Here is an 11,470-nt window from a genome sequence, read left to right as displayed (position 1 = left end):
GTGGTGACCGCGCCCGCTCCGCTCGCGCTGCCCGAGCCCACGCGGGCGATCGCCCGGGTGGTCGAACTCGCCACCTCGGGCGCCGCGACCAGCCGCGACGGCGGCCCGCTGGGAGTCGCGTCGCTGCAGGGTTCGCCGCAACAGACCGACTACGGCCACCTCGCGGCGGTCGGCGGCTACCAGTTCCATCTCGTACTCGACATCGTCCGCGCCGCAACGGATTCGTTGTGCGGCGTCGCCGGTCTGCTCACCGCCGAGCAGGTCTGGGCGGAGTGGGCCGACGACGTCCGCGAGGCTGTCGAGTTCGCGTGGGACTGTATCTAGGACGCGAACGCGTCAGCCGTCGAGAACGCGTGCGCGTCAGCCGTCGAGAACGCGTGCGCGTCAGCCGCCGATGCGCACCGGCCCCGGGTCGACCAGTACACAGCGGGCGCCCGAGAAGATCGTCGGCATGCACTTGTTGCAGTGGATGCACAGCGACCTGGTGCGGGACTCGGCCTCGATCCGGTTGACCAGATCGGGTTCCCGCAGCAGCGCCCGTGCCATCGCGACGAACTCGAACCCCTCCTCCATCGCGGTGTCCATGCCGGCCCTGTCGGTCACGCCGCCGAGCAGCACCAGCGGCATCTTCACGGCCGCACGGATCTGCCGGGCCTCCTCGAGCATGAACAGCGGCTCGTACGGGTAGGCCTTGATGAACGCCTTGCCCACCAGCTGCACGCCGAGCTTGACCGGCTGCGGCATCGCGTTGGCGAAGTCGCGGACGGGGGCGTCGCCCTTGAAGAGGTACATCGGATTGAGCAGCGAGCTGCCCATCGTCAGCTCCAGCGCGTCGAGGCTTCCGTCGGCCTCGAGCCACTGCGCCACCTGGATCGCCTCGTCCACCCAGAACCCGCCGGGCACACCGTCGTCCATGTTCAGCTTGGCGAGGATCGCGATCCGGTCGCCGACCGCCTCGCGGACGGCGCGGGCCGTCTCCCGCACGATCCGCGCGCGATTCTCGAGCGATCCGCCGTAGTCGTCCTTGCGCTTGTTCAGCTTGGGACTCAGGAAGGAGCTCGCGAAGTAGTTGTGGCCGAAGTGGATCTCGACGGCGTCGAAGCCGCCCTCGATCGCGAATCCGGCGGCGTCGGCGTGCGCCTGGGTGATCCGCGCGATGTCCGACGCGCTGGCCGCGTGAATCCTCTTCATGCTGAGCGGGCTGAACGACGTCGACGGAGCCAGGGCCGGCAGTCCGTTCGACTTCTCGTTCGCGACGGGGCCGGCGTGACCGATCTGCGCGGACGCCGCCGCACCCTCCGCATGGATCGCGTCGGTGAGCTTGCGGAGCCCGGGCACCACCTCGGGACGCATCCACAGCTGGCCGCGCTCGGTGCGCCCCTCGGGCTGCACGGCGCAGTACGCAACGGTGGTCATACCGACGCCGCCGGCCGCGGGCTGACGGTGGAACTCGATCAACTCGTCCGTGACCAGCGCCTGGGGGGTTCGCCCCTCGAACGTCGCGGATTTGATGATCCGATTGCGCAACGTGATCGGGCCGAGCTTGGCCGGCGCGAACACATCGGGGGCAGTGATCTGGGACACCGCGAGTCCTTCCGTCGGGAGCGGCCCGAGGCTATACCGATGCCAGCGGTCTCGAAAGTGGGGGTGTCCACTGGGTGGGACACCTGCGCGGGTGGGCCACGCACGTGGGTGGGACACGCGCAGGTCCGCGATCAAGGACAGACGGTCGCCACGAGTCCGTAGATCTCACGGGACTGTTCAGCCGTCGGCGTCCGGCCGGCGTGCCCGGCACGGGCGACGATCCGCGAACTCACCGCGTCCGCGTCGACGTGGTTCCCGAGATCCTCGCACGATTCGATGGCGATCTCTGCGATATCCCCGTCGTCGCGGTCGACGGTCAGTTGGGGGTACTGGGCTCGGAACGACGCGACGAAAGCCGCCACCCGAGCCGGGTCGTACGCGCGCATCGCGGGCTGGACGTGATGGTGCTCGTCCGAGTGCGAGGGCATCACGTCGGTGGTGGCGGCCGGCCCTTCCGGGCCTTTGTGTTCGACGTGCTCGCCATCGTCGCCGCAGGAGGCGGTGAGCAGCACGACCCCGACCGCGATTCCGGCGATCACTGCTCTGGTCATGCTCAGGAGGTTCCCCGGCCACCACGTTTCGAAACGCGCTCAGCCGGTCACGCTGCGCACCGCAATACCCAGATACATGAGCATCAGGACGAACAGAAACCAGCCCGCCGCCTGCCAGATCGGCCACGTCCCGTTGCGACGCCACACGCGGTACGTCTGGACGAAAGCAGCGATACCGCCGAGCAGCAGCAGAGCCGACGGCACCACCACCACGACGATGCGTGCGGTGTCGGTGCACAGTCGCCCCTCGTCGGGAGCGCAGTCCCCGGCCCCGGACCCCACCGAGATCGTGACGGCCATCGCGATCAGGGCGAGAACGATCGTGGCCGCGTCGAAGAGCGCCGCCCGCCGAAAGGTTTGCGGGTCCGACCACCGCTTCTCCACGTCCCGTGTCATGGGCCTCCTTCCACGTGACTTCCTCCGGTCACCTACCCGAACCCGAGAGGAACGAAACCGACGCTCACCCCCCACGGATGAGGCCGACGGCGCGACGGTGCGGTTCATTCGTGGGACAGGACCGAACGGCCCGCCGACGGAGGACATGCGATGACGACACCGGACCCGAACGATGCCCCGTACGAGCTGCCCGGTGGGTACCCGACGGCAGCGTCCGCGTCCCGCGCGCGCGACGACGCCGACTACCAGCGAGCGGTGACGGCCTACCGGTTCTGGTACCCGACCGTCTCGGTCGAGGGAATCTTCAACGGCAACCGGGAGATCGGCATCGCGGACAACGTGGCCGTGGGGATCGCGTCGACCGGGCCGCTCCAGGTCGGATTCACGCTCAACTCCGACACCCCGTACGGCGCGGCCGCCCTCGACCTGACGGACGGGCCGATGGTGATCGAACTTCCCGCGGGCCCCTACATCGGTCTGGTCGACGATCACCACCAACGGTGGATCATGGACATGGGCATTCCCGGCCCCGACGAGGGCAAGGGCGGACGGCACGTCGTGCTGCCACCGGGATACGACGGCGACGTCCCGTCGGGCCACCACATCGGCCGGTCGAATTCGTTCACGGTGTTGATGGCGCTGCGCGCGCTACCCGTCGGCGGGGACATCGTCGGCGCACTGAAGGCGTTGCGCGAGGTCAAGATCCACCGCCTGGGCGCCGACACCGAGTGCCTGGACTTCGTCGACTTCACCGACAAGGCCCTCGACAGCACGTGCCTGCGCTGGGAGGACGACATCGAGTTCTGGAAGGTGCTGCACGGCATCCTCGACCGCGAACCGGTGGTGGACGAGTTCCGGCCCATGTACGGACTGCTGGCCGGACTCGGGATCCGCAAGGGCGAACCGTTCGCACCCGACGCGCGCACCACCCGAATCCTCGAACGCGCCGCCCGGGCAGGGCGGGATCAGATGCTGGTGTCCGCCTTCGCCGGAACCCGCCCCGACCGGATCGCGTGGCCGGATCGCGCATGGGAATGGGTGGGGTTGGTGCCGGACAACGCCGACTTCGAGACCCCCGCCGGGCTCGATCTCGAGGCCCGCGACCGCTGGTTCGCGCAGGCGATCGTCGCGTCCCCGGCGATGTTCCGGAGGCAGGTCGGTGGCGGTTCCCTGTACTGGCTCGGGACACGGGACGCGCAGGGCGACTACCTCGACGGCAGCATCGACTACACGCTGACGGTGCCCACACCCGTTCCGGCCGGCCTGTTCTGGTCACTCACCGTCTACGACGCCCAGACCCGGTCGCAGGTCCAGACTCCGCTGGGCAGGGCAGCCGTACGCTCGCTCTTCGAACTGCCACAGGACGACGCGGACTCGATCGACCTGTACTTCGGCCCGAACGCACCGGTCGGCGTGGAGAACCTGTGGGTCGAGACGCTCCCCGGCCGGTCCTGGTTCGCGTACCTGCGGATCTACGGTCCGCAGGAGAGCGCGTTCGACGGCACGTGGCGGCCGGGAGATTTCGTCCGGGTGCCCCCGCTCAGCTGAGCTCGCCGTACCGCGCCAGCGCCTCGCGACGTTCCTCGGCGTGGTCGACGATCTGCTCCGGATAGTTCTCCGGCCGAGCATCTTTCAGCGTGTGCACCGCCTTGCCGCCGATGCCGCGCAGTTCCGGCACCCAGCGCCGCACGTAGTCGCCGGTGGGGTCGAACTTCTCGCCCTGCCCGGTGGGGTTGAACACCCGAAAGTACGGTGAGGCGTCGGTGCCGGACCCGGCCGTCCACTGCCAGCCGTGCTGGTTCGACGCCAGATCGCCGTCGACCAGGTGCTGCATGAAGAAACGCGCCCCACGCCACCAGGGCAGGTGCAGGTCCTTCACCAGGAACGACGCGACGATCATCCGCACCCGGTTGTGCATCCAGCCCTCGGCGGCCAGTTGCCGCATGCCGGCGTCGACGATCGGGTAACCGGTGCGGCCCTCGCACCACGCCGCGAACAGCGCGTCGGCGTCGCGTCCGGCGTCGTGGCGGATCGCGTCGAACTTGGTGTCGTAGTTGCGACGTGCACTGTCCGGACGCTGGAACAGGATGTCGGCATAGAAGTCTCGCCACGCCACCTGACGCCGGTACTGCTCGGCGCCGCGGCTGCGCCGACGGGCCAGATCGGCGAGCATCGTGCGCGGGTGGATGTTCCCGAACTTGAGGTACACCGACATCCGGCTGGTGGTGTCGAGGTCGGGGCGATCGCGTTCGTCGTCGTAGCGGAGCAGGTCGTCGTCGCAGAACTCGCGCCAACGCTCGTGCGCCGCAACCTCACCCGCTTCCGGACCGGGTGCGTCGGGCGCCGGGATCCGCACCCGTCGGCCCCGGCCCTCCACGTCGTCGGGGTCGATCCAGTCGAGCGTGTCCGCGCCGGTGCCCGCCGGTCCGCGCCAACCGTGGTCGAGCCAGCGCTTGAACCACGGCGTGAACACCTTGTACGGGCTGCCGTCGTCCTTCGTCACCCGGCCGGGCGCGACGGCGTACGGCGACCCCGTGGCCACCAGGTCCACGTGCTCCGCGACGGCCGCGTCCCGCTCCCGCCCGTACGGGCCGTAGTCGGCACTAACGTGTACCTCCTGCGCGCCAACCGCTTTCGCGATCCTCGGCACCACCTCGACCGGGTCCCCGCGCACCACCAGCAGGCGTCCACCGAGTTGCTCGTCGAGCGCGGACAGGCTGCGATAGAGGAAATCGCGTCGCGGGCCGCCGGACGGGCCGAGCAGCCGGTCGTCGAGCACGAACAACCCCAGCGCGCGTTCCCCTGCCGCGCTCAGCGTGGGCAGATCCCCTACCCGCAGGTCGCGGCGGAACCAGACCAGTGACTCAGACATCGTGTGCCGCCCGCTGCCCGGCGACCAGGAGGTCGGTCGTGAGTTCTATGTGGCGCCGCAGCTCGTCCACCGCACGGTCGGCATCCCGGTCGACGGCGGCCGCCGCGATGCGGTCGTGCTCGGCGTCGACGTCGCGGGCCGCGGATTCGGGGCTTCGCACGCTCCAGCAGCGGTACACCTCCGAGACGTCGCGCAGCGATCGGGCGATGTGCACGAGCCGGGTGTTGGGACACGCCTGCAGGAGGGTGCCGTGGAAGGCGCTGTGCGCTGCGAGCCACGCCTCGGAGACCCGGCCGCAGGCATCCACGGGCGCGGTCCGTGACAGCCGGTGGCGCGCGGCGAGGACGGCCGACTCCCATTCGACGTCACCGTGCGCGATCGACCGACGCAGCGCCTCCGATTCGACGAACACGCGAGCGTCGGTCAACTCCACCAGATCCGGCACCGACACCGGGACCACGCGGAAGCCCAGCTGCGCCTCCGACACCGCGAGCCCCTGCTCGACCAGCCGGGGCAACACCTCGCGCAGCACGCCGGTGCTGACGTCGTAGCGGGTCTGCAGTTGCCCGAAGGCGAGCTTCTCTCCCGGTGCGAGGACGCCGCCGAGGATGTCGGCGCGCAGCCGCGCATGGATCTCGTCCGCGCGGGTACCGGTCGCTCTGGCCATCCCGCCAGTACAGGCCGTTCCGAATCACGAGTCAAGTTTCGAAATTATATTGCTTTTCCGATATTTCTCGGGTCTACTGGGCGCCACACTCCCCGGCGTCCCAGCCGGAAGCGCTCACCGACACAGACAGGAACGATCGCCATGCGCGTGGCCAACCTCTCCGGACGCACCGTTCTGATCGACGGCGACCGCGCCGTCGACGTCCACACGGCCAGCGCCGGCCGCTTCGGCCCCGATCCCGCCGCGGTCTACGCCGAGTGGCCGGCCTTCGCCGACTGGGCGCGCACCGTCTCCGGCACCGCCGCCGGCGAGGCGTTCGACAGCCGCGACCTCGGTGCACCGTCCCCGGCGCCCAGCCAGGTGTTCGCGATCGGTCTCAACTACCGCGACCACGCCGCCGAGACCGGGCTGGACGCACCCGACGCTCCGCCGACCTTCACGAAGTTCGCGAGCTGCCTCACCGGCCCCGACACCGATCTGGCGCTGCCGACCGACACCGTCGACTGGGAGGTGGAACTGGTCGCCGTCATCGGCCGCGAGGCGATCGGCGTGGCAGCCGACGACGCGTGGGCGTACGTCGCGGGACTGACCGTGGGGCAGGACTTCTCGGAGCGGACCTCGCAGATGGCCGGGCCGGCCCCGCAGTTCTCGCTCGCCAAGTCGTTCCCCGGCTTCGGCGCGACCGGGCCCTGGCTGGTGACCCCCGACGAGTTCACCGACCGGGACGACCTCGCGATCGCGTGCGAGATCGACGGCGAGACGGTCCAGTCCGGCCGCACCGCCCAGATGATGTTCCCCGTCGCGGAGCTGGTCGCCCACCTGTCGGCGGTGTGCGCACTGCGCCCGGGCGACCTGATCTTCACCGGCACCCCGGCCGGGGTCGGCGTCGGCCGCACTCCGCAGCGATTCCTCGTTCCCGGCAACGTCGTCACCAGCCGCATCGAGGGCATCGGATCGCTCGTCCAGCGCTGCGTGCCCGGGCCGAGGTAGGCGGTTCGCGCGCCTCTCCCCCACCCGCACCGGCGGCGTCCGATTCAGTGAACAGCATTCACAATGAACTAACATCACCGCCGTGCCCGAGGATCCCGACCACCACCACGACGCCGACGCCGCACTCGGTCGCGCCTACGTGCTCACCGAGCACCTGTCGATGTCGCTGCAGTCGGGCACCCGCGATTTCGGCCTGACGACCGCACGGACCCGGGCACTGCTGTGCGTCCTCGAGAATCCGCCGATGACGCAGCGCGATCTCGCGGGCGCGCTGCGCTGCAGCACCCGCCAGGTGACCGCACTGGTCGACGCTCTCGAGAAGTCCGGGCACGTGCGCCGGGACCCGCACCCGACCGATCGGCGCGCCCACATCGTCGCGCTCACCGAGCGCGGTCACCGCGACGCCGACCGGGTCCGGCACCTGCGCGCGAGCACCGCGCAACGCCTGTTCGACGGCGTCGATCCGCACGACCTCGACGCGTTCGTCCGGGTCGCCGACACGCTCATCGCACGATCCGACCGAGTGCGTCCGCGGCCGGAGGAGTGACGAAGATGAGGGGAAACGTCGCGGTCGCCGGGCACAATGCTCAGGTGACCGCCACCGCAACCGTCCTGGTCGTGGACGACGACCCGGACGTGCTCGCCTCGCTCGAGCGCGGGCTCCGTCTGTCCGGCTTCACGGTCCTCACCGCGTCGGACGGGGCGCTCGCCCTGCAGGTCGTCGCAGATGCCGCACCCGACGCCGTCGTGCTCGACATGAACATGCCCGTGCTCGACGGCACCGGGGTGGTGACCGCCCTGCGCAAGGAGGGCAACGAGGTCCCGATCTGTGTTCTCAGCGCCCGCAGCTCGGTCGACGACCGCATCGCCGGCCTCGAGTCCGGCGCCGACGACTACCTGGTCAAGCCCTTCGAGCTGGAAGAGATGTCGGCGCGCATCCGTGCGGCGGTACGGCGCGGCGCCAGCCAGGCCAGCAACCTGCTGGCGCACGCCGGCATCGCGCTCGACCTGGAGACCCGCCAGGCCAGCCTGCATGGCCAGCCGGTGGCGCTGACGGCGCGCGAGTACCACGTGCTGCTCGCGCTCCTGCAGCGCAGGAACGGCATCGTCACCCGCGCCCAGATCGAGGAAAGCCTGTACGGCTGGGGCGAGGAAGTCGAGAGCAATGCCATCGAGGTCTACATCCACAACCTGCGCAAGAAATTCGGCAGCGACAGCATCGTCACGGTGCGCGGCCTCGGCTACCGGCTGAAAGAACATGCGTAAGCCTGCCGGGCCCTGGTCGCTGCGCCGGCGCCTGCTGGCGGCCATCCTCGCCGCCAGCAGCGTGCTGTGGCTGGCCGGCCTCGGGACCCTCACCGCGATCGCCTGGCAGGAAACCGGCGAGGTGTTCGACGATGCGCTCGAAGAATCGGCCTATATGCTGATGGCGGCCACCACCGACCTCGATGCGCGCGGCCTGCTGGCTCCCTTGCCGCCGATGGAGGGGGACGGGGTGCGCCGGGTCGACATGCAATACCAGGTGGTGGCCGGCGGCCGCGTCGTCCAGCGCAGCGCCGGCGCCCCGGCGCATCCCTTCGTGGGCGGCTTCGACGACGAGCATGGCTTTGCCGACCTGCGGGTGGACGGCGACGACTGGCGCGTGTTCGTGGTGCGCGACGGGGCGCGGCGCTTCGAGGTGCAGGTCGGCCAGCGCGTCGACAAGCGCTTCGAGATCCTGGAAGACCTGGCCGAGGCCCTGTGGCTGCCGGCACTCGGCATCCTCCTGCTCCTGGGGCTGGTGTGCTGGTTTCTGACCGGGCGCGTGCTGGCGCCGCTGCGCCGCACCGCGGCCAGCATCGCCGCCAAGACCCCGAGAGACCTGGCGCGGGTGGCGCTCGATGGCCAGCCGCGCGAACTGCTGCCGATCGTCGGCGCCCTGAACGAGGTGCTGGGGCGCCTCGACCAGGCCTTGCAGGCCGAGCGCCGCTTCACGGCCGATGCGGCCCACGAACTGCGCACGCCGCTGGCGGGCCTGCACATGCACGTGCAGCTGCTGCAGCGCCAGCATCCCGGCCTGGCCGAGTCCTTCTACAAGCTGCGCCAGGACATCGGGCGCCTGACCGCGCTGGTCGACAGCCTGCTGGCGCTGGCGCGCCTGGACCCGCTGGCGCGCACCCAGCTGGTGAGCCAGGCGGTGGCGCTGCCGCCCCTGTTCGCGGCGCTGCGCGCCGACTATGCGCCGGAGGCGGCGCGGCGCGGCATCGACCTCGCCTTGCACAGCGCGATCGATCAGGTAGAGGGCGACCCGCAGATGCTGGAGATCGTGCTGCGCAACCTGGTCGGCAACGCGCTGCGCTATTGCCCGGCCGGCAGCCGGGTCGAGGTCGAGGCCCTGCGCCATGCGGGCCGCGACCGGATCGCCGTGCGCGACGACGGCCCCGGGGTCGACGCCGCCAGCAGGGCGCGCCTGACCGAACGCTTCTTCCGGGTGCTGGGGCAGGAGGAGGGCGGCAGCGGGCTTGGCCTGTCGATCGTCCAGCGCATCGCCGACCTGCATGGCGTCAAGCTGTCCTTCGGGCCGGGCCTGGGCGGGCGCGGGCTGGGCGTGACGCTCGACTGGCCTTCTTAAGATCGGTTTAATGTCCGGCCGGTGTAATGCGCCTGTGTCCCATCATTCACACCAGGAGCCAACATGAAACGCATTCTCCAGATTTCTGCTATTACAACCCTGCTGGCCGCATCGGCCTTCGCCATCGGCCAGCCGGCCGGCTATACCGGGCCGTCCGCCAAGCCGGCCGCGGCTTCCGCGACTCCCGGCTACAAGGGGCCGTCGAGCGTCCCCTTGACGACCGCCAAGGAACTGCTCGACAAGGGCAAGGACGACCAGCACGCGCGCCTGCAGGGCAAGCTGCTCAGCCACAAGGGCGGGGACGACTACGAATTCGCCGACCAGAGCGGCAAGATCACCGTCGAGATCGAACCCGAGCACTTCCCGGCGGGCGTGAGCATCGATCAGAACACGGTGGTCGAGCTGAGCGGCGAATTCGACAAGGAGACCTTCGGCGACTCCAGTTTCGAAGTCAAGCAGATCAAGGTCGTGGGCAAGTAAGCGCCGGCCGCTTCACGGCGCCGTCTCCGGCGGCGCCGGCCTGGCCCGCGCCAGGCGGATTTCCGGATTGGCCAGGTGGACGGTCTGGGTCGGATAGGCAAAGCCGATGCCTTCCTGCTCGAAGCGCTCGAACAGGGCGATGTTGATGGCCTGCTGCACGTCCATGTAGACGGCGTAGTCCGGCGACTGCACGATGTACACCACTTCGAAGTCGAGCGAGGAGGCGCCGTAGGCCTTGAAATGGGCGCGGTCGAACTTCACCTGCGCTTGCGCTTCGACCGCCTCGCGCAGGATGCCCGGGATGGCCAGCAGCTGCTGTTTCGTGATCTCGTAGACGACCCCGATGCCGAACACGATGCGGCGGGTCTGCATCCGCTTGTAGTTGCGGATCCGGCTTCCCAGCATGTCGCTGTTGGAGAACACGATCTGCTCTCCGCCGAGCCCGCGGATGCGCGTGGTCTTCAGGCCGACGTATTCGACGGTCCCCGACAGCTCGTCCACGCTGATGAAGTCGCCCACCACGAAGGGCTTGTCGAGCACGATCGATAGCGACGAGAACAAATCGCCCAGGATGTTCTGCATGGCCAGGGCGACGGCGACGCCGCCGATGCCGAGGCTGGCCACCAGGGTGGTAATGTTGACGCCGAAGTTATCGAGGATCATCAGGACGATCACGGCCCAGATGAAGGTGCGCGCGACGAAGCCGAGCGCGGCGGTCGAGGTGACGGCGGCGGCGTCCTGCGCGCTGCGGCGGGTGCGGTAGAACTGCAGCCAGCCGTGTACGCCGACGTCGCCCCAGCGCGCCATCTGCAGCAACAGGGCCGTCACCACCAGGTGCGACAGCAGGGTGCTTGTCTTGTCGGTGAGGGTGAGCCAGTGCGAGCCGACATACAAGCCAAGCGCGAGCATGAACAGCGGATGGGTGGCAGCCAGGACGCGTGCCGCCAGGTCGTCGACCCAGGTGCTGGTGTGGGCGGCAAAGGCTTCGATGCGCCGGACCACGATCGTACGGGCCGCGTGCAGCACGAGGTAGGTGGCGATGGCGATGCCGAAGGCGATCGACCAGGTCAGCAGGTCATTATTCCAGATCAAATAATCCATCGTCTTCCTTGTTCTGTTTGCATCTCATCAGGCTGCCATCGATACCGGCACCGTGACGCACGGCTCGGCCCGGATTATCCAGTGTAACAATGCATATTCATTGGTACAAATGTAAATACCTTAATGTAAATTAGCGGTGAATGCGTCCCAATCCCTTTTTCGGTAGAAACACGCTGGTATGATCCCGGCTGCCGGGCGCCTGCGGCGGCCACCAGGAA

Annotated in this window: 13 protein-coding genes; 7 read left to right on the top strand and 6 right to left on the bottom strand. The window is 69.3% G+C overall.

Translation table 11 applies throughout. The features are described from left to right. A partial coding sequence (locus B2R83_RS07820; RefSeq protein ID WP_292039860.1) for a hypothetical protein occupies positions 1 to 324 on the top strand: 324 nt, incomplete at its 5' end. A 60-nt stretch (positions 325 to 384) separates the two neighbouring features. Here the strand turns inward: B2R83_RS07820 and B2R83_RS07815 are convergent. From B2R83_RS07815 to B2R83_RS07805, 3 genes are all read right to left on the bottom strand, one after another. Continuing rightward, positions 385 to 1,584, bottom strand: coding sequence for an NADH:flavin oxidoreductase (locus B2R83_RS07815; protein ID WP_292039858.1), 1,200 nt, complete (start codon positions 1,582 to 1,584; stop codon positions 385 to 387). A gap of 131 nt (positions 1,585 to 1,715) precedes the next feature. Next, positions 1,716 to 2,135: a hypothetical protein gene (locus B2R83_RS07810; RefSeq protein WP_292039856.1), complete on the bottom strand. Its 420-nt coding sequence runs from the start codon at positions 2,133 to 2,135 to the stop codon at positions 1,716 to 1,718. Positions 2,136 to 2,174: 39 nt separating this feature from the next. Then, complete coding sequence (locus B2R83_RS07805; protein ID WP_292039854.1) at positions 2,175 to 2,531, bottom strand: hypothetical protein; 357 nt, start codon at positions 2,529 to 2,531, stop codon at positions 2,175 to 2,177. A gap of 150 nt (positions 2,532 to 2,681) precedes the next feature. On the opposite strand from B2R83_RS07805, the gene B2R83_RS07800 reads away from it, so the two are divergent. Then, entirely contained in the window at positions 2,682 to 4,079 is a 1,398-nt protein-coding gene (locus B2R83_RS07800) for a DUF1254 domain-containing protein (RefSeq protein ID WP_292039853.1), read from the top strand. Here the strand turns inward: B2R83_RS07800 and B2R83_RS07795 are convergent. After that, positions 4,072 to 5,403: a cryptochrome/photolyase family protein gene (locus tag B2R83_RS07795; RefSeq protein WP_292039851.1), complete on the bottom strand. Its 1,332-nt coding sequence runs from the start codon at positions 5,401 to 5,403 to the stop codon at positions 4,072 to 4,074. The two genes, B2R83_RS07800 and B2R83_RS07795, sit on opposite strands and share 8 nt — an antisense overlap. Beyond that, on the bottom strand, positions 5,396 to 6,070 hold the full coding sequence (locus B2R83_RS07790) for a GntR family transcriptional regulator (RefSeq protein ID WP_292039849.1): 675 nt from the start codon (positions 6,068 to 6,070) through the stop codon (positions 5,396 to 5,398). The genes B2R83_RS07795 and B2R83_RS07790 overlap by 8 nt, the downstream gene beginning before the upstream one ends. A gap of 141 nt (positions 6,071 to 6,211) precedes the next feature. Here B2R83_RS07790 and B2R83_RS07785 point away from each other — a divergent pair, with 141 nt between their 5' ends. The 5 genes from B2R83_RS07785 to B2R83_RS07765 all read left to right on the top strand — a co-directional run bounded on the left by B2R83_RS07785 (position 6,212) and on the right by B2R83_RS07765 (position 10,151). After that, entirely contained in the window at positions 6,212 to 7,060 is an 849-nt protein-coding gene (locus B2R83_RS07785) for a fumarylacetoacetate hydrolase family protein (RefSeq protein WP_292039847.1), read from the top strand. Between the two features lie 82 nt (positions 7,061 to 7,142). Beyond that, the gene (locus B2R83_RS07780; RefSeq protein WP_292039845.1) at positions 7,143 to 7,607 is read left to right on the top strand and encodes a MarR family winged helix-turn-helix transcriptional regulator; all 465 of its coding nucleotides are present in this window, start codon (positions 7,143 to 7,145) and stop codon (positions 7,605 to 7,607) included. Between the two features lie 5 nt (positions 7,608 to 7,612). Continuing rightward, positions 7,613 to 8,326 carry a response regulator transcription factor gene (locus B2R83_RS07775; RefSeq protein WP_292039843.1) on the top strand — a complete coding sequence of 238 codons (714 nt, stop codon included), beginning with the start codon at positions 7,613 to 7,615 and terminating at the stop codon, positions 8,324 to 8,326. Continuing rightward, on the top strand, positions 8,319 to 9,671 hold the full coding sequence (locus B2R83_RS07770; RefSeq protein WP_292039841.1) for an ATP-binding protein: 1,353 nt from the start codon (positions 8,319 to 8,321) through the stop codon (positions 9,669 to 9,671). The genes B2R83_RS07775 and B2R83_RS07770 overlap by 8 nt, the downstream gene beginning before the upstream one ends. A 63-nt stretch (positions 9,672 to 9,734) precedes the next feature. Beyond that, the gene (locus tag B2R83_RS07765; protein ID WP_292039839.1) at positions 9,735 to 10,151 is read left to right on the top strand and encodes a YgiW/YdeI family stress tolerance OB fold protein; all 417 of its coding nucleotides are present in this window, start codon (positions 9,735 to 9,737) and stop codon (positions 10,149 to 10,151) included. Between the two features lie 12 nt (positions 10,152 to 10,163). Here the strand turns inward: B2R83_RS07765 and B2R83_RS07760 are convergent, their stop codons facing one another. Further along, entirely contained in the window at positions 10,164 to 11,252 is a 1,089-nt protein-coding gene (locus B2R83_RS07760; protein ID WP_292039837.1) for a mechanosensitive ion channel family protein, read from the bottom strand. Positions 11,253 to 11,470: the final 218 nt, after the last annotated feature.

It is taken from the genome of Massilia sp. UBA6681 (assembly GCF_002454935.1).
Taxonomy (GTDB): Bacteria; Pseudomonadota; Gammaproteobacteria; order Burkholderiales; family Burkholderiaceae_D; genus Telluria; species Telluria varians.
This window is presented reverse-complemented; position numbering and strand designations above follow the sequence as displayed.

Coding starts and splice junctions, on each gene's coding strand:
- B2R83_RS07810 (WP_292039856.1), bottom strand. CDS start 2,135: ATGACCAGAGCAGTGATCGCCGGAATCGCGGTCGGGGTCGTGCTGCTC.
- B2R83_RS07805 (WP_292039854.1), bottom strand. CDS start 2,531: ATGACACGGGACGTGGAGAAGCGGTGGTCGGACCCGCAAACCTTTCGG.
- B2R83_RS07800 (WP_292039853.1), top strand. CDS start 2,682: ATGACGACACCGGACCCGAACGATGCCCCGTACGAGCTGCCCGGTGGG.
- B2R83_RS07795 (WP_292039851.1), bottom strand. CDS start 5,403: ATGTCTGAGTCACTGGTCTGGTTCCGCCGCGACCTGCGGGTAGGGGAT.
- B2R83_RS07790 (WP_292039849.1), bottom strand. CDS start 6,070: ATGGCCAGAGCGACCGGTACCCGCGCGGACGAGATCCATGCGCGGCTG.
- B2R83_RS07785 (WP_292039847.1), top strand. CDS start 6,212: ATGCGCGTGGCCAACCTCTCCGGACGCACCGTTCTGATCGACGGCGAC.
- B2R83_RS07775 (WP_292039843.1), top strand. CDS start 7,613: ATGAGGGGAAACGTCGCGGTCGCCGGGCACAATGCTCAGGTGACCGCC.
- B2R83_RS07770 (WP_292039841.1), top strand. CDS start 8,319: ATGCGTAAGCCTGCCGGGCCCTGGTCGCTGCGCCGGCGCCTGCTGGCG.
- B2R83_RS07765 (WP_292039839.1), top strand. CDS start 9,735: ATGAAACGCATTCTCCAGATTTCTGCTATTACAACCCTGCTGGCCGCA.
- B2R83_RS07760 (WP_292039837.1), bottom strand. CDS start 11,252: ATGGATTATTTGATCTGGAATAATGACCTGCTGACCTGGTCGATCGCC.